This window comes from Enterobacter cloacae complex sp. ECL352, assembly GCF_020149545.1.
In the GTDB taxonomy this organism is placed as follows: domain Bacteria; phylum Pseudomonadota; class Gammaproteobacteria; order Enterobacterales; family Enterobacteriaceae; genus Enterobacter; species Enterobacter asburiae_B.
In genome coordinates, this window is record NZ_CP083709.1 from 3,749,406 (window position 1) to 3,767,561 (window position 18,156).

Genomic DNA, 18,156 nt, shown 5'->3' on the forward strand with positions numbered 1-18,156 from the left:
ATGCGATTGTTGAACTGGCGACGTCAGGCCGTTTTAAACGCCATGCCGGGGCTAAAACCGGACCACGTCCGCACCCCGTGGTCTGAATTCTGGCGGCGTTTCCGCCGTCAGCCGGTCGCGATGACCGCGGGGCTGTTTGTGCTGCTGCTGATTGCGGTGGCGGTGATTGCGCCGTGGGTGGCGCCGTTTGATGCGGAAAACTATTTTGACTACGACCGTCTGAACGACGGACCGTCGATGCTGCACTGGTTCGGCGTGGACTCCCTCGGGCGCGATATCTTTAGCCGCGTGCTGGTGGGGGCGCAGATCTCGCTTGCCGCCGGGGTGTTCGCGGTGCTGATTGGCGCGGCCATCGGTACCGTGCTGGGCCTCGTTGCCGGGTATTACGAAGGCTGGTGGGACCGCATCATCATGCGCATCTGCGACGTGCTGTTTGCTTTTCCCGGCATTCTGCTGGCGATTGCCGTGGTGGCGATCATGGGCAGCGGCATGGCGAACGTCATCATTGCGGTCGCGGTCTTTTCGATTCCGGCGTTCGCGCGGCTGGTGCGCGGCAATACGCTGGTGCTGAAACAGCAGACGTTTATCGAATCAGCCCGCAGCATGGGGGCCAGCGATGCCACCATCCTGTTCAGCCATATTCTGCCGGGTACGGTGTCGTCCATCGTGGTCTATTTCACCATGCGCATCGGCGTGTCGATTATTTCGGCGGCCAGCCTGTCGTTTCTGGGGTTAGGCGCGCAGCCTCCGACCCCGGAGTGGGGCGCGATGCTGAACGAGGCGAGGGCGGATATGGTGATTGCGCCGCACGTGGCGATCTTCCCGAGTCTGGCGATTTTCCTGACCGTGCTGGCGTTTAATCTGCTGGGGGACGGGCTGCGCGACGCGCTGGATCCGAGGATTAAGGGGTAGGGCAGTGAAATGTGCCGGGTGGCGGCGACGCCTTACCCGGCCTACAACAGAGGAGTGGGAATATTAAACCCGGCTACCCCACAGGTCATACTCGTCCGCATTTTCAACCTTCACGCGAATAATATCACCCGGCTTAACGCTGGTTTCGCCGTTCAGGTACACCGCGCCGTCGATCTCAGGGGCGTCCGCCATGCTGCGGCCAATCGCGCCTTCTTCGTCCACTTCGTCAACGATGACCATGATCTCGCGGCCCACTTTTTCCTGCAGACGCTCGGCAGAGATCTGCTGCTGCAGCTGCATGAAGCGGTTCCAGCGCTCTTCTTTCACCTCTTCCGGCACCTGGTCCGCCAGCTCGTTGGCGGTAGCGCCTTCAACCGGGCTGTACTTGAAGCAGCCTACGCGGTCCAGACGGGCTTCTTTCAGGAAGTCGAGCAGCATCTGGAAGTCTTCTTCGGTTTCACCCGGGAAGCCGACGATGAAGGTGGATCGCAGGGTCAGATCCGGGCAGATCTCGCGCCACTGCTTGATGCGCGCCAGCTGGCGATCAACGGATCCAGGACGCTTCATCAGCTTCAGGATGCGCGGGCTGGCGTGCTGCAGCGGGATATCCAGGTACGGCAGAATTTTGCCTTCCGCCATCAGCGGGATCACGTCGTCAACGTGCGGATACGGATAGACGTAGTGCAGACGCGTCCAGATACCGAGTTTAGACAGCTGTTCGCACAGGCCTACCATGCTGGTTTTCACCGGCTCGCCGTTGTGGAAACCGGAGCGGTGTTTAACGTCCACGCCGTAAGCCGAGGTGTCCTGGGAGATGACCAGCAGCTCCTTCACGCCCGCGTCGGCCAGACGTTTAGCTTCCGCCAGCACTTCGCCAATCGGACGGCTCACCAGATCGCCACGCATGGACGGGATGATGCAGAAGGTGCAGCGATGGTTGCAGCCTTCGGAAATTTTTAAGTAAGCGTAGTGGCGCGGCGTCAGCTTCACGCCCTGCTCTGGCACCAGGCTCAGGAACGGGTTGTGCTTTGGTTTTGGCACGTAGTGATGAACATGTTCCAGCACCTGCTCGTAGCTGTGCGGGCCGGTGATCTCCAGCACCTTCGGGTGCACTTCGCGGATCTGGTCTTCTTTCGCGCCCAGACAGCCGGTAACAATCACTTTGCCGTTTTCCGTCAGGGCTTCACCGATGGCTTCCAGTGATTCCTGAACCGCGCTGTCGATAAACCCGCAGGTGTTCACGATCACCATATCGGCGTTGTCGTAGCTTGGCACCACGTCATAGCCCTCGGTGCGCAGTTCGGTCAGGATGCGTTCGGAATCCACGAGGTTTTTCGGGCAGCCCAGGGAGACGAAGCCGATTTTCGGCTGGTGCGTAACATTGCTCATAGGTTAAAAATTGTTCGATTTTTGGAATGGTCAGGGCAGGGATTCTACAGAGTTTGGGGGGAAATTTGTACTGAAGAATTGTGCTCGCGGCAGGTTTTCGGTGCCAACCGATTCTTCTGATTAAGAAACGATGTTTTGATTAGAACTAATGCCTATTTTATGTCTGGTTATTGCTTGTAAAATGGCCTAGTGGATTATTTTTATAACAAGTAGAGGGACTTATGCAACAGTACAAAAGAGAATTTTCTGAACTAAGGCGGTCACTATGGCATCTGTAAACAGAGGCTGTATTGTTCACGGTAAAAATGTTGGGCTAGACGGGGATAAAACCTCTACAGGCTCACGATGCATAGCCGCACGCCCTGGTATGTCTGTCATGGGAAAGTGGAAACTCTATATCGGCGATAAGACCACACCTTGCCCGAAATGTGGGAAAATCGGAGTCATTGTTAGTGGAGATCACCGACAAACGAACGGCGAAGCGGTCGCCGTTGATGGTTCAATCATCCATTGTGACTGTCCAAGTGGATCGAACTTCCTGATCGCCCCTGGCACTGTGGAGATCAGCGATCCGTTCGGTATGTCAGAACCTCCAGTAAACAATGCTGTTGCCGTTACTGCCCTTAGTGCTCTACCCGTTTTTGCAAAATCATGTTTGCGAGGTGAAGGCTGCACTGACGCAGGAACTGATCAGGAATCTGTTGATAATTTCGGTCATGTTGGCTACTACCGAGCACTTCCTCAACCGGAACAAACAGAATCGGAACCCGTCCAACACGCGCAGGCTGCAAAGAAACTCAAACCAGCCGAACCGACTCCACCACCAGAAGATAACCGCCCGTGGTATAAGCGCCTTTACAGTTCCTCGGATGCCCCGAAAGCGGCTGCGAGCGCAGGGATCGCCACTGATGCAGCAACTGAGGCCGGATACGCAGCAGTGCAAAAAATCGGAGGAAATCTTTCAACGGCTGGTCGCTGGATAGCCCCGAGTCCTCCAACCGTTTTTCTATTTGGCATGTTCTACTCGCCAAAGCTCAACAGTGGCGAACAGGACTACATTGATAAAATGCGCCTTGAGCAGGCCGCACGGAATAAAGAAGATGTTCTGACCCGTGTTCGCTTTCGCTGGGAAGCTGACCAGTTCGGCACCATGAGGCCGAAAGGCTTCCACGTCAGCGCCAGAGGTGGACAGGACAAAGTGCCTGTGCGCATGCTTCAGAAGAACACCACCACCGGGAACTATGAGTTCTGGGAGGATGGCGCAGATAAGCCGACAATCGTTTGGACTCCTGACGATCCGGGATATTCTTCCCCGACCAACACTGGCAACCAGAACAATGTCTATATTCCTCCGAATGTACTGGTTTACCCGGAAAGTGAAATCAACAGCCCGTGGTCAACAGTTAACCCAGCACCGGGAGAACGTTCATTCCGGGATTATATTCTGGTGCATCCAGCAGGGACCTTTGATCCGATTTACGTCTATCTGAATGCGGATCACAAATACCACACAGCACCAAAAGGGACCCCACCATTACCAGCATTCCCTGATGCGAAAAGAGCACCACGTAAGACAGCTATTCAAGGTGGCGGACAACTTCGGGCAAGATGGAAAGATGCCAAAGGTAAAATTTATGAATGGGACTCTCAACATGGCACAGTCGAAGTTTATGATCGTTCGGGCCGCAACCATTTAGGCGAGTTCAATCACATAACAGGTGAGCAAACCAAGCCAGCAGATCCAACCAGAAAGGTAGAAAAGTGATGATAATTTATTCTGTGGAAGTTTTTGATAAACAAAGCGAAGAGTTGGTTTTAGAGGTTGAGATCCCTAAGAGCAAACTGAAAGGAGTTGCTGCTGTCATGGGGTGGGGGCCGGATGACGAAGATGCATTTGTCAAAGGCATCGCAGGGTTCAATGTTAGCCAAAAACAGGCATTGGATTTAGAAAATTTACTCGGCGAAAAATTCTATTCGGAAGACGTTATCGTGCAAATCGCTGGCGGGGAAACATCTTGAAGCGGTCATTCAGTGACTACACAGAAAACGAGTTCCTGGAGTTCGTCCGTAAATTCTTTAACGTTGCGGACATTTCAGAAAGTGAAGATATAAAAACATACTGGAGTTTAAGCACCTGACCGAGCACCCTGACGGGTCTGACCTTATCTACTACCCCCGAGATGACCGTGAAGATAGTCCTGAAGGGGGGGGAAAGAGGTTAAAGCATGGCGTAAAGCCAACGGTAAACCCGGCTTTCGTGAAGAATGAATTTGCGGGAGACAGCATTAAATATTGATTCAAGCGCCGGGTTTTTATCCCGGCTTTTTTTCGCCTAAGCCAGTCATACTGGGGATTAGAAAAAAAGCAGCAATGTATTATTTTAGACTTTCGGGCAGCCCAGGGAGACGAAGCCGATTTTAGGCTGGTGCGTAACATTGCTCATAGGTTAAAAATTCATCAATTATGGAGTTATCAGGGCGGGATTTTACAGCGTATCGCGGGGGATTTATACACTCTTTGCAAGGCGGATGCGCCGGGCAGACGTTGTAACATTGTAAATAATGTTAATCAGTTAATAAAAATTGATCCCAGGCATTAAACTGTACAAAAAATGTACTTATCCTGATTATGCACAATGGCTGACAGAGGAGGAAAGAGCATGACCGTTGACAGACTAAAACGCGATCTGCTTAACAAGCTGATCAACGCCCGAATCGACCTGGCCGCGTACCTGCAGTTGAGGAAGGCAAAAGGGTATATGTCAGTCAGCGAAAGCGAACATCTGCGTGATAACCTGTTTGAACTTTGCAATTTCATGCGTGAAAAAGCACCGACCCTGAAGGCGAAATACGGCGAAAGTGAGCTGATCGCCCTGCGCCGCGCCGCTGAGGTGCTCTCCATCGCTGGGGTATGTTTGATGAACGGACGCCACGACTGCCCGAATTTTATCGCTGTTAACGCGGAGAAGCTTGAAAACTGCCTGACCACGCTCTCTCTATGCATCATGTGCCTGAACGAGCACGAGAAGCTTGAACAGCACTGACCCAGGGGGAGGCAACTCCCCCTTCTGATTAAGCTTTTGTAAAAGTGGTAACGCGCCCGGATGCAGTGGCTAACCTTTATGCCATATGCCGATAAAGGAGCGCGTTATGCCTCGATCCTCGCTAATTTCCCTGCCTGCGCTGTTCATTCCGTTTTCGCTTCTTGCTGCCCCAGAGGCGGTCAAGGTCGAGGTGCTGCAAAACAAACTCGATCATCCCTGGTCTCTGGCGTTTCTGCCGGACAATAAAGGCCTGCTGGTGACCCTGAAGGGCGGTCAGCTCAAACGCTGGCAGGCCGGAAAAGGGCTGTCCGATCCGATTGTCGGCGTGCCGAAGGTCTGGGCAAACGGTCAGGGAGGATTGCTGGACGTGGTCCTCGCCCCGGATTTTGAAAAATCACGCCGCATCTGGCTGAGCTTCGCCGAAGCCGGGAGTGACGGCAAGGCCGGAACGGCGGTGGGCTATGGCCGACTGAGCGACGATCTGACGCGCATTGAAGCCTTCCAGGTGGTGTTCCGCCAGATGCCGAAACTCTCCACCGGGAACCATTTTGGTGGGCGACTGGTGTTCGACGGCAAAGGCTCGCTCTTTATCGGACTAGGCGAGAATAACCAGCGTCCGACGGCGCAGGATCTGGATAAATTGCAGGGTAAAGTGGTGCGCCTCACCGAAGACGGAAAAGTGCCGCCGGATAACCCGTTTGTGAATACCCCCGGCGCGCGACCCGAAATCTGGTCTTACGGCATTCGCAACCCGCAGGGGATGGCGATGAATCCCTGGAGCGACGCGCTGTGGCTGAACGAGCACGGTCCGCGCGGCGGGGATGAGATCAACATCCCGGAGAAAGGAAAGAACTACGGCTGGCCGCTGGCGACGCACGGCATTAACTATAGCGGTCTGAAAATTCCGGAAGCCAAAGGCGAGCACGTTGAGGGAACCGAAAAACCGCTGTTCGTCTGGAAAGTGTCGCCCGCCGTGAGCGGTATGGCGTTTTACAACAGCGACGTCTTCCCGCAGTGGAAAAACAAGCTGTTTATCGGCGCGCTGAAGGAAAAGGACGTTATCGTGCTGAGCGTGGACGGCAATAAGGTCACGGAGGATGGGCGAATTATCGGCGACCGGGATAAACGTATTCGCGATGTGCGGGTGGCGCCGGACGGCTATTTATACGTTCTGACCGACGAGACGGACGGGCAGCTGTTAAAAGTCAGCCCGTCCGGTGCGTAATCAGGTGACCGGGATCATTACCACGTTGCGGTACGCCGGGCGATCGCTCAGCTGTTTTAGCCAGCGCTCAAGGTGAGGGCGCGGCGTCCACTTCAGGCCGAGGTTGGTCAGATTCCAGACGAACGGCGCCACGGCAATATCGCCCACGCCGAACGCCTCACCGGAGAACCAGGCGTGCTTCGCCAGTTCGTCATCCATCATCGCAAACAGGTTTTCACACGCATCCTGAGCGGCATGAATGGCAGGGTAGTCGCGCTCGGCTTCAGGGGTTCTGACTAACCCCATCAGGATCACGCGGTGGGTTGGCGATAGCGTCTGGTTCGCCCAGTCCATCCACTTTTCACCCTGGGCGCGACGGGCCGGGCTTTCCACCCACAGGCGGCCCTGACCGTACTGAGCGGCGAGGTAACGGACAATGGTGTTGGATTCCCAAAGCGTCGCGTCGGTTTCATCATCGCGCAGCAGCGGCACCAGGCCGTTCGGGTTCATGGCCAGATAGTCGGCCTCTTTGTTCACGCCGAACGACATGCCGGCCATGATTTGATTGAACGGTAAATCCAGCTCTTCGAGCGTCCAGAGCACTTTCTTAACGTTGGTCGAGTTGTTCCTGCCCCATAGCGTAATCATATTTACTCCTGATGAGATGTGAATCCGGGTCAGCTTTCGCCATGGTGAGATAAACCTAACAATTACGCAACAGAAGACAAAAAAATCGTCTGAATCAAAGCGTATCTGAATGTTATTGCATAAACTTTAATAACTTTACCCTCGTTGGGTTTCTTTAACCGTTTTAGTGCGCTATTACTCATCGCTTCTTGCGACACGGTGATGTGACGTAATTTTTGAATGGACACTCGGGTGGCATTTATGACGCGTAAAATGACTTCTCTGCGCAGCCTTGCGACAGGCTCTGCGCTCCTTTTCCTGTTTGCACCAACGCTCTACGCAGCTGAACAGGCTGCGCCCGAAGCGCCGCCTGTGGATGCGCGCGCCTGGATCCTGATGGACTACTCCAGCGGTAAAGTGCTGGCGGAAGGCAACGCGGATGAGAAACTCGATCCGGCAAGCCTGACCAAAATCATGACCAGCTATGTGGTCGGCCAGGCGTTGAAAGCGGGCAAGATCAAGCTGGACGATATGGTCACCATCGGGAAAGATGCCTGGGCGACCGGCAACCCGGCGCTGCGGGGCTCTTCGGTGATGTTCCTGAAGCCGGGGGATCAGGTTTCCGTTTCCGATCTGAACAAAGGGGTAATTATTCAGTCAGGAAATGATGCGTGCATCGCGCTGGCCGATTACGTTGCCGGAAGCCAGGATTCTTTCATTGGCTTGATGAATGGCTACGCGCAGAAACTGGGCTTAACCAACACCACGTTCAAAACGGTTCACGGTCTGGATTCGCCGGGACAGTTCAGTACCGCGCGCGACATGGCGCTGCTGGGGAAAGCGCTGATCCACGACGTGCCGGATGAATACGCCATCCATAAAGAGAAAGAGTTTACCTTCAATAAAATCCGCCAGCCGAACCGCAACCGCCTGCTGTGGAGCAGCAACGTTAACGTGGACGGAATGAAAACCGGCACTACGGCGGGCGCGGGCTATAACCTGGTGGCCTCCGCGACCCAGGGCGACATGCGCCTGATTTCGGTGGTGCTGGGCACCAAAACCGACCGTATTCGCTTTAATGAGTCAGAAAAACTGCTGACCTGGGGCTTCCGCTTCTATGAAACCGTGACGCCGATTAAACCGGATGCCACGTTCGTCAGCCAGCGCGTCTGGTTTGGCGACAAGAGTGAAGTCAATCTCGGGGCGGGTGAAGGCGGCTCGGTGACCATTCCGCGCGGTCAGCTGAAAAACCTGAAGGCCAGCTATACCCTGACCGACCCGCAGCTTACGGCTCCGCTGAAAAAAGGCCAGGTGGTCGGGACGATTGATTTCCAGCTAAACGGTAAGTCGATTGAACAGCGTCCGCTGATTGTAATGGAAGCGGTGGAAGAGGGAGGCTTCTTCAGCCGGATGTGGGATTTCGTGATGATGAAATTCCACGGGTGGTTTGGCAGCTGGTTTAGCTAAACCTGATGGATTTTCTCCCTCTCCCTGTGGGAGAGGGGCGGGGTGTGGGCATCAGACCGCACCCCCTTAATACATTAACTTCACCTGCTGCGCCTTCGCGTGGGCCACGATCTCGTCGTCCGGGCGGCAGTCGCTGACGATGGCGTCAAACTGCGCCAGCTCACCCATTCTTGCCGAACGCACCTTGCCAAACTTGCTGTGATCGACCACCAGCACATGAAACTGGGCCGCGCTTAACGCCCAGTGTTTCACCGGCAGCTCTTCCAGGTTAAAGCAGGTCGCACCCTGACGCACGTTGACGCCTGCGGCGGAATAAAACGCGATATCCGGGCAGAGATTGCTGAGCGTGTCCTGCAGGTTGAGCGGCTTAAAGATGGCGTTGCTGGCGTGAAACTCGCCGCCGCAGAGGATCACCCGGCACTCCGGTTTCTCCTGAAGCGCCAGAAAGGTGTTCAGGGAGTAGCACACGGCGGTAAAAGGGATGCTGTTGTCGATGGCTTCGATAATCCACGGCGTGGTGGTTCCGCAGTCAAAAAACAGCGTCTGGTGCGGCTGTACCAGTGAGGCCGCAAGCCGGGCGGCTTTGCGCTTCTCTTCCACCAGGCGCGTCTTCTGGTCGCTGATCAGATAATGGCTGGCGCTACGCGGCTCAAGCACAATATATCCGCCCAGCAGCACGACGGGCGCGCTTTCGCTGTTCAGATCCCGACGAATGGTCATCTCTGAGACGCCGAGGAGGTTGGCGGCTTCCTTAAGATGCAGCTTATCGCTGCGCTTCAGCGCCTGTAGCAGCTGAGCAATGCGGTCATCGCGACGTGTTTCCATAGTTCCTCGGGATAAAAAAGTGAACCCCCGCAGGGCGGGGGTTCAAGTGTAACCTGTCAGGTTGGGGTTAGTCACGTATCCAGCCTTTGCGGATCGGGATAGCGAAAATGGCGCGATAAAGTGAAGACAGCGTGCGGTAAAGCGCTTCGCCAAAGAGGCTCCACAGGATAGCCGCGCTCACGCAGCCAATCAGCCCCACCAGGAAACCGCCCACCATATCCAGCGGCCAGTGAACGCCCAGGTAAACGCGAGACCAGGCGATAGCCAGGGCTGCCACCATCAGGACCGCACCGGACCACAGGCGATGCCAGAACAGGAAAGCCAGCGCGAAGGTAAAGATCACCGTTCCGTGATCGCTCGGGAACGAGTCATCCGGCGCGTGGTGCAGGAAGGTATAGCCGACGCGATCGACAAAAGGACGATCGTGCGGGAAGGCGTGACCCAGAATGTAGCTCAGCAGTACGCTTACCCCGAGCGCCATCGCGACTTTAATCACCAGCTGGCGCTGCGCCTTCACCTGGCTGCGGGGACCCCACAGCCAGAGAATCGCAGCCAGTGCAGGCACGATACTGATCAGATCTTTTGCCAGAAAGGTGGCAAAATCGATCGTCCACTCAGGCGAGGCTGGCGTGGCGTTGATCAGATAAAACAGCTGATAATTCAGATTCTCTAACATAGCGTTATCACTCTTTAGCAAACCGGATGGAAATAAGTCCGTAGACCACCACCTGGGAAAACCAGACCCACCACCCGGCCCACAGGTTGTGAGAGAAAAAATGCGCCCCGCGCATGACCTGGCCGTAGCCCATCGCCAGACCTAACACCACGCCCAGCGCGACGAAGCACCAGGCGAGACGCGGACGCTCGCGCCAGAAGGCAAAAAACAGCCCCATCACCATAAAGCCGCTGGATGCATGACCGCCGGGAAAACAGCGCCCCGGACCGCTGTCAGCAGGGACGGCGCTGAACAGGGGATAAGACATAGCCTTACCGCCATATTCCACCAGATCCCACGGGCAGCTGTGATGGCTCACGCTTTTCAGCACGCCTACCACCAGCGCGCCAACGCCCATCAGAAGCGCCGCCGTCACCAGCCTTGCGTTGCGCTTGTAGGCGCCGTAAAACAGCGCTACGGCACCTAAGCCGATGGCAATGTACTTCGCCAGGCGGTGGTTCAGCAGATCCAGCATGTGGTCCTTCTGCAGCGGAAAGCTCTGCGTTGCCGCGTCATACCAAAAGCCGGTGATCCATTTGTCGAGCGCTTCACTGCGCGATAGCCACGTAAAGACCACGGCAAGGGCAATCAGTACGAAAAGCTGATAACCATAAAAGCGGGTCGGCAAGCGGTAAAGTCGTTTTGTCTTATTTGTCTGTAAGTTAGACAATTCTGAACGGCTGGAGGTGAGTGCCATAATTTGGGATCGTTGACGAGTAATCGCGCTATCATAAAAGTGTCAACTTAAGGAAACCTTAAACGAAGACGATATGTGCTTTATTTCTGTTTATCCTCGATAAATCACTATCTCGGGCTGCGGCATTTCATTAAACTCGTCGCGATTTTGTCATTATAAAGAGATTGCATGTTAAACCGTTCTTCTTCTGGTTCACGTCTGGGTCGTCAGGCGTTGCTTTTCCCTCTGTGTCTGGTGCTCTACGAATTCTCTACCTATATCGGCAACGATATGATCCAGCCCGGTATGCTGGCCGTTGTGGCGCAGTACAACGCGGGAATTGAGTGGGTGCCGACCTCCATGACCGCCTATCTGGCCGGCGGCATGTTTTTACAGTGGCTGTTAGGCCCGCTGTCGGATCGTATTGGCCGTCGTCCGGTAATGCTGACGGGCGTGGTGTGGTTTATCGTCACCTGTCTCGCCACGCTGCTGGCGCAAAACATTGAACAATTTACCCTGCTGCGTTTCCTGCAGGGGGTGAGCCTGTGCTTTATCGGCGCCGTGGGGTATGCCGCCATTCAGGAGTCGTTTGAAGAGGCGGTGTGTATCAAAATTACCGCGCTGATGGCGAACGTGGCGCTGATCGCCCCCTTACTCGGGCCGCTGGTGGGTGCCGCGTGGGTGCACGTTGCGCCGTGGGAAGGGATGTTTGTGCTCTTTGCGCTTCTCGCCGCCTTCGCGTTCTTTGGCCTGCACCGGGCGATGCCGGAAACGGCCACCCGCATCGGCGAGAAACTCTCGCTGAAAGAGCTGGGTCGGGATTACAAAGAAGTGCTGAAGAACGGCCGCTTTGTGGCGGGCGCGCTGGCGACCGGGTTCGTTAGCCTGCCGCTGCTGGCGTGGATCGCGCAGTCGCCGGTCATTATCATCAGCGGTGAAAAGCTCAGCAGCTACGAGTATGGCCTGCTGCAGGTGCCGATCTTTGGCGCGCTGATTATCGGGAACCTGGTGCTGGCACGCCTGACGTCACGCCGCACCGTGCGTTCACTGATTATCATGGGCGGCTGGCCGATTGCGGCAGGGCTGATTCTGGCTGCGGTGGCGACCGTCGCGTCATCCCACGCCTACCTGTGGATGACGGCGGGGCTCAGCCTCTATGCCTTCGGAATTGGCGTGGCCAACGCCGGGCTGGTACGCCTGACGCTGTTTGCCAGCGAGATGAGTAAAGGCACGGTGTCAGCGGCGATGGGAATGCTGCAGATGCTGATTTTTACCGTCGGTATTGAAGTGAGCAAGCATGCCTACGCGATGGGCGGCAACGGGCTGTTCAGCCTGTTTAACCTCGCCAACGGCGCGCTGTGGGTTGGCCTGATGGTGGTGTTCCTGAAAGATAAACGCGTCGGGAACGCCCTGCAACCATAATCTTTTTTCCCTCTCCCCTTTGGGGAGAGGGCCAGGGTGAGGGGTGAGGGCACCAGACCGCACGCGGTCAATTAAACGGTGCCTCCCCGTTCAATACCTTCTCAATCACGTGTAAAACGCCTTCATCGTTATTGTGCGGCGCTTCAAAACGCGCCGCCTCTTTGATGTGCGGTCTGGCATTCGCCATCGCAAAGCTGAACCCGGACTGGCGCAGCATCTCCACGTCGTTGCCGCTGTCGCCGAAGGCCACCACTTCGCTGTCGTCAATGCCCCAGCGCTTTTGCAGGATCCGCAGGCCGTTAGCTTTATGCACGCCGGGGATAATCAGGTCGATACTGCCGTGACCGGTGGTGACGGGCACCATGATGTCGCTCAGCTTTTCATGCAGCAGCGCCTGAATTCGCGGAATTTCATCATCAGAGACGTTAAGCCCGAACTTGAAGAAAATATCGTTCAGGTTATCGAAATCGCTGACCATTTCGAGGCGGTGGTAATACTTCGCCGCGATATCCTTAAAGCCCTCGTCATAACATTTCAGCGTGTACGCGCTGCTTTTCCCGCAGGCGATGATCTCAATGCCCGGAACCTCGTTTAGCACGTTCGCGACGGTCTCGAAATGGGCTTTCGACAGTTCGCCGTTAAAGACATCTTCACCTTCGCTCACGACCCAGCCGCCGTTTTCGGCGACGAACGCAATCTCATGCGCAATCTCCGGGAAAAAGGAGATCAGCTGGTAATACTGGTTGCCGCTGGCGACCACGAAGCGGATTCCTTGCGCCTTCATGCGGGCGTACTGCGCCAGAAAGCGCGGCCGATTATAGGTCTTGGCATCGCTCAGAAAAGTACCATCCATGTCGACGGCGATCAGTTTAACGCTCATATCCCTTCTCCAGTGTCGTTTGATTCGTTTCCGGCTTTGCCACCGCGCGCGCCACCAGCGCCGCGATGATGACCAACCCTAACACCACCAGCATGGCGCTGCGCAGCCCGTAGTGCTCGCCGAGGAAGCCGAGCAGCGGCGGCCCCACCAGGAAGGCGAGATAGCCCGTGGTTGCCACCACGCTGACGCGCGTCGGGGCATCCGGGCCGGTGTCGCTGGCGGCGGAAATGGTCAGCGGGAAGCCAAGTGATGCCCCCAGTCCCCAGAGGATCACGGAAACGCCCGCAATCCAGTCCACGTCCACAAAGATGATCATCGCGATACCCAGGCCGCCGAGCAGGGCGCTGGCGCGCACCACCGCCACGCGGCTGTAGCGGTCGATAAACCAGCCGCCGGTGAAGCGCCCGACGGTCATCCCCAGCGTAAACCCGGCGTAAATCAGCGAGCCGGAGGTCGGGCTAAAGCCGTGACCGTCCACCATCAGCAGCGGCAGCCAGTCGTTGGCGGAACCTTCCGCGAACGCCATCGCCAGCACCACCACGCCGATCAGCATCAGCTGGAAGTCGCGGTAGAAGGGCAGCCCTTTTTCAGCCGAGTGCTGTTCGTCAGCGGAGTTTTTACCGGTGCCGTCCGGGATGGCCCGGATGCCGGTCAGGACCGGAATGATGCACACCAGCGCCGCCAGCAGGATATGCAGATTCGCGCTTACGCCGGTGGCCGTCAGCGCCATCCCCACGCCCGCACCGGCCAGCGTGCCGAGGCTGTAAAAACCGTGCATCATCGGCAGCACGGTTTTATTCATCTCACGTTCGACCGCCGCCCCTTCCACGTTGATGGCAACTTCCGCCGAACCGAAGCTGCCGCCAAATACCGTCAGGCCCAGGGCGAACAGCACCGGCGAGGCAAACCACAGCGCCACGCTTAATATGCCCATCCCGAACACGGCAAAGCACATGGTGGTGCGAATCACCGCTCGCGTACCAAAGCGCTTTACCAGCCACGCGGAGCAGAGGATGCCGCTCATGGAGCCTATCGACAGGCCGAACAGCACGATGCCCATCTCGGCGGTAGAAACGGACAAAATATCGCGAATGGCGGGGGTGCGCGTGGCCCAGGAGGCCATCAGCAGGCCGGGAATAAAGAAGAACATAAACAGCGCCCACAGGCGTCGCTGTAGGGCTTTACGGGGAGAGGTCTTCGTCATTGGGGTAGCACCAGAAGTACAACAATAGCGACAACACTAGCAAGTTTGTGTACATTTGTACACAAACCACGTGAGGAATTTATGAGCAGACCACCGAACGATCCGCATCGCCGGGAGAAGATCCTGCAGGCAACGCTCGATACCATTGCCGAGCACGGCATTCACGCCGTCACGCACCGTAAAATCGCCACCTGCGCGGGCGTGCCGCTTGGGTCGATGACCTACTATTTCGACGGCATGGAGCCGCTGCTGGAGGAGGCCTTCACGTGGTTTACCCGACAGATGTCGCAGCAGTACCGGGATTTCTTCGCCGGCGTCACCGGGCCGGAAATGGCGTGCGAATCTATCACCACGCTGATCCACAGCTCGCAGGTGACCACGCCGCACAACATGGCGCTGATGTATCAGCTCTACGCCTTTATGCACCGCAGCGCGGCGCTCAAAACGGTGATGCAGGACTGGATGAAGATGAGCCAGACCACGCTGGAGCAGTGGTTCGACCCGGTTACCACCCGCGCGCTGGACGCGTTTATCGAAGGGATGACGCTGCACTATGTCACCGACCGGGCGCCGTTAACCCGGGAGGAGATCCGGGCGATGGTGGGGAGAATTGCGGGCGAGGGCGGCCGCTAGGTTGCGCCCGCGGTCATATTGACGGTGGTTCCCGTCATAGCGCCTGCCGCATCTGAGGCCAGAAACGTAATCGTGTCTGCCACCTGTGCCAGCGTCGGCAGGCGATGCGTAAGGGTGCTTTGCGCGGCACCGCTGAGAAACTGCTCAACCGTAATCCCCATCGCCTGCGCCCGGGCGGCGAAAATGGCTCCCACATACGAACCCGCCTGCACCGCGTCTGCTATAGCGTGCGAACGCACGCACAGCACGCGAATATTTTTTGTCCCAAGTTCCGCCGCCAGCGCCCGGGTCAAGGCTTCCGTTCCCGCGCAGCCGACGATATGCCCGAGGTGGCCCGCGATCGTCATGTTCGCGGCAGGCGCGACGACGGTAATAATGACTCCACCATGCTCGCCGCCCATGCGGGGCGACACGGCTTTCGCAATGTTAAAGTAGGCAGCCAGGAAGGGATCAAAACCCTGCCTGAACTCATCAAGCGTTAACGCCTCAAGGCGTTTGCCCTGATCGTGCATAAAGCCCGTGGCGTTGACGACGATATCAATGCGGGCAAGGTCCGGGAGCTGCGAGGAATCATCGAGTGCATCGAACATAAACGTGCTGGCAGACCCTCCGGCGGCGCGAATACGGCTGGCGACCTGCTCCAGCCTGGCGTGGTCGCGTGCGGCGAGGTACACATCCGCCCCTTCACGCGCCAGAGCGTGCGCCACTGAACTGCCGATGGCGCCGCTTCCGCCGAAGATAACGGCGGTTTTGTTCTTAAAGCCCATAGCTGCATACCCTCACCAGGATTAACCCTCAGAAGTATGTGCCGGGTTTCGGCTGATGCAACCTGGCAGATGGGTGGGGTATGCGGCTGGAAGGCCTTACTGCGCCATTATCAACGGGTTACTTTGGCGAGATTTTTTTGCCGCTGGCGTCCACGACGGCTTCGCCATCCTCTTTCGTAAACGCCCCTTTCTGCGCATCCGGCAGGATGTCGAGGACGACTTCAGACGGGCGGCACAGGCGGGTACCCAGCGGCGTCACCACGATCGGACGGTTAATCAGGATCGGCTGCTGCAGCATAAAATCAATAAGCTGGTCGTCGGTGAACTTATCGTCGGCAAGGCCGAGCTGTTCATAGGGCTCCACGTTTTTACGCAGCAGATCCCGCACTGAAATGCCCATCTCGGCAATCAGGGTGGTCAGCTTATCGCGCGACGGCGGGGTTTCCAGATAAAGGATAATCTCTGGCTCCGTCCCGCTGTTGCGGATCATCTCCAGCGTGTTGCGCGAGGTTCCGCAGGCCGGGTTGTGATAAATGGTGATGTGGCTCATATCAGTGGCTCATTACAGTGTGAAGGAGAGACGTAGCGCCAGCGCGGCGAGCGTCACAAACAGGACCGGCAGCGTCATAACGATGCCCGTCCGGAAATAGTAGCCCCAGGTGATCGTCATGTTTTTCTGCGCCAGCACGTGGAGCCAGAGCAGGGTAGCGAGGCTGCCGATAGGCGTGATTTTCGGCCCCAGATCGCAGCCAATCACGTTGGCGTAAATCATCGCTTCCTTGATTAGTCCTGTCGCCGTACTGCCCTCGATGGAGAGCGCGCCAATCAGCACGGTGGGCATATTGTTCATTATGGATGACAGAAACGCGGTGATGAACCCGGTTCCCAGCGTGGTGGCCCACAGCCCGTGTCCGGCCAGGCTATCCAGTACGCCTGTGAGAGAGTCCGTCAGCCCGGCATTGCGCAGGCCATACACCACCAGATACATCCCCAGCGAAAAGATAACGATCTGCCACGGCGCGCCGCGCAGCACTTTTCCGGTGTTTATCGCATGTCCGCGTTTTGCGACAGCGAATAAAATCAGCGCGCCGACGGTCGCGATGGCGCTCACCGGAATGCCGAGAGGTTCAAGCACAAAGAAACCGACGAGCAGAAGGAGCAGGACGATCCAGCCCGTTCTGAACGTCGGGAGGTCGTGAATGGCCCGCGCGGGCTCGCGGAGTTTTGCCAGGTCATATTCCGGGGGGATTTCCTTGCGAAAGAACAGATGCAGCATCACCAGCGTTGCGGCAATCGCGGCGATATCTACCGGGACCATCACCGAGGCGTATTCTCTGAACCCCAGCTTAAAAAAGTCTGCCGACACGATGTTGACCAGGTTAGACACAATCAGCGGCAGGCTGGCGGTATCGGCGATGAAGCCCGCCGCCATCACAAACGCCAGCGTGGCCTGCTTGCTGAACCCCAGCGCCAGAAGCATGGCGATGACGATAGGGGTCAGGATCAGCGCCGCACCGTCATTGGCAAACAGCGCCGCCACGGCTGCGCCCAGCAGCACGATATACGTAAACAGCAATCGCCCGCGACCGTTCCCCCAGCGGGCGACGTGCAGCGCCGCCCACTCGAAAAAGCCGGACTCATCCAGCAGCAGGCTGATGATGATGACGGCAATGAACGTTACCGTGGCGTTCCAGACGATATTCCACACGACCGGAATATCGTTAATGTGAATCACGCCGCTGGCCAGCGCCAGTACGGCGCCGATAGTCGCGCTCCAGCCGATACTGAGCCCTTTGGGCTGCCAGATGACCAGTACCAGCGTAAACAGAAAAATAGCCCCTGCCAGAAACATCTTCTACCCCGTTATATCTGTTTTTGTGAATGTGTTTTGCCTAGCACGAGCCTGAGAGTCGGTTTTTCAGCTTCATGCGCGTCTCTTCCCGCAGGCAGTTCCAGCTGTTGTCGATAACGGTTGCCGCCCATGCAGGCATGTTGGGAGACAAACGGTAATAGACCCACTTCCCCTCGCGACGGTCGATAACCAGCCCGGACTCGCGCAGCAACGCCATGTGGCGGGAGACCTTAGGCTGAGACTCGGTGGTTGCGGAGCAGAGATCGCAGACGCATAGCTCGCCCGCTTCGCGGAGCAGCATGACGATGGCGAGCCGCGTTTCGTCGGAGAGGGTTTTGAATAGCTGGAGTGGGTGGAGCATGGGCGATCCTGCAGGTGGAATGGTTTATATATGTTTAATCATATATGTTTTGATTGCAGGATAGAAGCGGAGATGAGAGGTACGGGAATTTCAGACAACAAAAAACCCATCAACCTTGAACCAAAACGGCGGGGTTGATGGGCTCCACAAATTGGGGACATCAAAGAAAAGCAGTGGCA

The 18,156-nt window shown here is 56.7% G+C and carries 19 protein-coding genes and 1 pseudogene; 9 read left to right on the forward strand and 11 right to left on the reverse strand.

Annotated elements, in window-relative coordinates; genetic code table 11:
* Positions 1–912 carry a glutathione ABC transporter permease GsiD gene (gene gsiD / locus LBF07_RS18175; RefSeq protein WP_024908682.1) on the forward strand — a complete coding sequence of 304 codons (912 nt, stop codon included), beginning with the start codon at positions 1–3 and terminating at the stop codon, positions 910–912.
* A 63-nt stretch (positions 913–975) separates the two neighbouring features.
* Here the strand turns inward: gsiD and rimO are convergent, their stop codons facing one another.
* Entirely contained in the window at positions 976–2,301 is a 1,326-nt protein-coding gene (rimO, locus tag LBF07_RS18180) for a 30S ribosomal protein S12 methylthiotransferase RimO (protein WP_058841665.1), read from the reverse strand.
* 376 nt (positions 2,302–2,677) lie between these two features.
* Between rimO and LBF07_RS18185 the strand changes: the two genes are divergently transcribed.
* From LBF07_RS18185 to LBF07_RS18205, 5 genes and pseudogenes are all read left to right on the forward strand, one after another.
* Entirely contained in the window at positions 2,678–4,066 is a 1,389-nt protein-coding gene (locus tag LBF07_RS18185; RefSeq protein WP_232062878.1) for an S-type pyocin domain-containing protein, read from the forward strand.
* Positions 4,063–4,320, forward strand: coding sequence for a hypothetical protein (locus tag LBF07_RS18190; RefSeq protein WP_126802266.1), 258 nt, complete (start codon positions 4,063–4,065; stop codon positions 4,318–4,320). The genes LBF07_RS18185 and LBF07_RS18190 overlap by 4 nt, the downstream gene beginning before the upstream one ends.
* Positions 4,314–4,569 (forward strand): annotated as a pseudogene (locus LBF07_RS18195) (bacteriocin immunity protein). Before LBF07_RS18190 ends, LBF07_RS18195 begins: the two are co-directional and overlap by 7 nt.
* 391 nt (positions 4,570–4,960) lie before the next feature.
* Positions 4,961–5,344, forward strand: a complete 384-nt coding sequence (bssR, locus tag LBF07_RS18200) for a biofilm formation regulator BssR (RefSeq protein WP_023310914.1) — start codon at positions 4,961–4,963, stop codon at positions 5,342–5,344.
* 106 nt (positions 5,345–5,450) lie between these two features.
* Entirely contained in the window at positions 5,451–6,569 is a 1,119-nt protein-coding gene (locus LBF07_RS18205; protein ID WP_094934335.1) for a PQQ-dependent sugar dehydrogenase, read from the forward strand.
* Here the strand turns inward: LBF07_RS18205 and LBF07_RS18210 are convergent, their stop codons facing one another.
* Entirely contained in the window at positions 6,570–7,196 is a 627-nt protein-coding gene (locus LBF07_RS18210; protein ID WP_039261465.1) for a glutathione S-transferase family protein, read from the reverse strand. It abuts the gene before it with no gap.
* 240 nt (positions 7,197–7,436) lie between these two features.
* On the opposite strand from LBF07_RS18210, the gene dacC reads away from it, so the two are divergent.
* Entirely contained in the window at positions 7,437–8,642 is a 1,206-nt protein-coding gene (dacC, locus tag LBF07_RS18215) for a serine-type D-Ala-D-Ala carboxypeptidase (protein WP_032661393.1), read from the forward strand.
* Positions 8,643–8,708: 66 nt separating this feature from the next.
* On the opposite strand, the gene deoR is transcribed toward dacC, so the two are convergent.
* The 3 genes from deoR to LBF07_RS18230 all read right to left on the reverse strand — a co-directional run bounded on the left by deoR (position 8,709) and on the right by LBF07_RS18230 (position 10,879).
* Positions 8,709–9,467, reverse strand: coding sequence for a DNA-binding transcriptional repressor DeoR (deoR, locus tag LBF07_RS18220; RefSeq protein ID WP_094934334.1), 759 nt, complete (start codon positions 9,465–9,467; stop codon positions 8,709–8,711).
* 67 nt (positions 9,468–9,534) lie between these two features.
* The gene (gene ybjG, locus LBF07_RS18225) at positions 9,535–10,143 is read right to left on the reverse strand and encodes an undecaprenyl-diphosphate phosphatase (protein WP_087822247.1); all 609 of its coding nucleotides are present in this window, start codon (positions 10,141–10,143) and stop codon (positions 9,535–9,537) included.
* A 7-nt stretch (positions 10,144–10,150) separates the two neighbouring features.
* Complete coding sequence (locus tag LBF07_RS18230; RefSeq protein ID WP_094934333.1) at positions 10,151–10,879, reverse strand: phosphatase PAP2 family protein; 729 nt, start codon at positions 10,877–10,879, stop codon at positions 10,151–10,153.
* A gap of 168 nt (positions 10,880–11,047) precedes the next feature.
* On the opposite strand from LBF07_RS18230, the gene LBF07_RS18235 reads away from it, so the two are divergent.
* On the forward strand, positions 11,048–12,280 hold the full coding sequence (locus tag LBF07_RS18235; protein WP_032661345.1) for an MFS transporter: 1,233 nt from the start codon (positions 11,048–11,050) through the stop codon (positions 12,278–12,280).
* A 67-nt stretch (positions 12,281–12,347) separates the two neighbouring features.
* Here LBF07_RS18235 and LBF07_RS18240 read toward each other — a convergent pair whose 3' ends face one another.
* Both LBF07_RS18240 and LBF07_RS18245 read right to left on the reverse strand, forming a co-directional pair.
* A complete protein-coding gene (locus LBF07_RS18240; RefSeq protein WP_094934332.1) occupies positions 12,348–13,160 on the reverse strand; it encodes a Cof-type HAD-IIB family hydrolase in 813 nt (270 codons plus the stop codon).
* The gene (locus LBF07_RS18245) at positions 13,150–14,364 is read right to left on the reverse strand and encodes an MFS transporter (protein WP_094934331.1); all 1,215 of its coding nucleotides are present in this window, start codon (positions 14,362–14,364) and stop codon (positions 13,150–13,152) included. The genes LBF07_RS18240 and LBF07_RS18245 overlap by 11 nt, the downstream gene beginning before the upstream one ends.
* 81 nt (positions 14,365–14,445) lie before the next feature.
* On the opposite strand from LBF07_RS18245, the gene LBF07_RS18250 reads away from it, so the two are divergent.
* A complete protein-coding gene (locus LBF07_RS18250) occupies positions 14,446–14,997 on the forward strand; it encodes a TetR/AcrR family transcriptional regulator (protein WP_033145035.1) in 552 nt (183 codons plus the stop codon).
* Here the strand turns inward: LBF07_RS18250 and LBF07_RS18255 are convergent.
* The 4 genes from LBF07_RS18255 to LBF07_RS18270 form a co-directional block, all read right to left on the reverse strand.
* Positions 14,994–15,764 (reverse strand): SDR family NAD(P)-dependent oxidoreductase, encoded by a 771-nt coding sequence (locus LBF07_RS18255; RefSeq protein ID WP_094934330.1) that lies wholly within the window; start codon positions 15,762–15,764, stop codon positions 14,994–14,996. The genes LBF07_RS18250 and LBF07_RS18255 overlap by 4 nt on opposite strands.
* Before the next feature lie 118 nt (positions 15,765–15,882).
* On the reverse strand, positions 15,883–16,314 hold the full coding sequence (arsC, locus tag LBF07_RS18260) for a glutaredoxin-dependent arsenate reductase (RefSeq protein WP_094934329.1): 432 nt from the start codon (positions 16,312–16,314) through the stop codon (positions 15,883–15,885).
* Positions 16,315–16,326: 12 nt separating this feature from the next.
* The gene (locus LBF07_RS18265; protein ID WP_094934328.1) at positions 16,327–17,616 is read right to left on the reverse strand and encodes an arsenic transporter; all 1,290 of its coding nucleotides are present in this window, start codon (positions 17,614–17,616) and stop codon (positions 16,327–16,329) included.
* A 40-nt stretch (positions 17,617–17,656) separates the two neighbouring features.
* Complete coding sequence (locus LBF07_RS18270; protein ID WP_087822251.1) at positions 17,657–17,977, reverse strand: metalloregulator ArsR/SmtB family transcription factor; 321 nt, start codon at positions 17,975–17,977, stop codon at positions 17,657–17,659.
* Positions 17,978–18,156: the final 179 nt, after the last annotated feature.

Bases quoted from the DNA above. Each gene is read 5' to 3' on its own strand.
- LBF07_RS18210 (WP_039261465.1), bottom strand. From the start codon at position 7,196: ATGATTACGCTATGGGGCAGGAACAACTCGACCAACGTTAAGAAAGTG.
- LBF07_RS18270 (WP_087822251.1), bottom strand. From the start codon at position 17,977: ATGCTCCACCCACTCCAGCTATTCAAAACCCTCTCCGACGAAACGCGG.
- LBF07_RS18230 (WP_094934333.1), bottom strand. From the start codon at position 10,879: ATGGCACTCACCTCCAGCCGTTCAGAATTGTCTAACTTACAGACAAAT.
- LBF07_RS18240 (WP_094934332.1), bottom strand. From the start codon at position 13,160: ATGAGCGTTAAACTGATCGCCGTCGACATGGATGGTACTTTTCTGAGC.
- deoR (WP_094934334.1), bottom strand. From the start codon at position 9,467: ATGGAAACACGTCGCGATGACCGCATTGCTCAGCTGCTACAGGCGCTG.
- LBF07_RS18255 (WP_094934330.1), bottom strand. From the start codon at position 15,764: ATGGGCTTTAAGAACAAAACCGCCGTTATCTTCGGCGGAAGCGGCGCC.
- dacC (WP_032661393.1), top strand. From the start codon at position 7,437: ATGACGCGTAAAATGACTTCTCTGCGCAGCCTTGCGACAGGCTCTGCG.
- gsiD (WP_024908682.1), top strand. From the start codon at position 1: ATGCGATTGTTGAACTGGCGACGTCAGGCCGTTTTAAACGCCATGCCG.
- LBF07_RS18185 (WP_232062878.1), top strand. From the start codon at position 2,678: ATGGGAAAGTGGAAACTCTATATCGGCGATAAGACCACACCTTGCCCG.
- LBF07_RS18235 (WP_032661345.1), top strand. From the start codon at position 11,048: ATGTTAAACCGTTCTTCTTCTGGTTCACGTCTGGGTCGTCAGGCGTTG.
- LBF07_RS18205 (WP_094934335.1), top strand. From the start codon at position 5,451: ATGCCTCGATCCTCGCTAATTTCCCTGCCTGCGCTGTTCATTCCGTTT.
- LBF07_RS18245 (WP_094934331.1), bottom strand. From the start codon at position 14,364: ATGACGAAGACCTCTCCCCGTAAAGCCCTACAGCGACGCCTGTGGGCG.
- LBF07_RS18265 (WP_094934328.1), bottom strand. From the start codon at position 17,616: ATGTTTCTGGCAGGGGCTATTTTTCTGTTTACGCTGGTACTGGTCATC.
- LBF07_RS18250 (WP_033145035.1), top strand. From the start codon at position 14,446: ATGAGCAGACCACCGAACGATCCGCATCGCCGGGAGAAGATCCTGCAG.
- arsC (WP_094934329.1), bottom strand. From the start codon at position 16,314: ATGAGCCACATCACCATTTATCACAACCCGGCCTGCGGAACCTCGCGC.
- bssR (WP_023310914.1), top strand. From the start codon at position 4,961: ATGACCGTTGACAGACTAAAACGCGATCTGCTTAACAAGCTGATCAAC.
- ybjG (WP_087822247.1), bottom strand. From the start codon at position 10,143: ATGTTAGAGAATCTGAATTATCAGCTGTTTTATCTGATCAACGCCACG.
- rimO (WP_058841665.1), bottom strand. From the start codon at position 2,301: ATGAGCAATGTTACGCACCAGCCGAAAATCGGCTTCGTCTCCCTGGGC.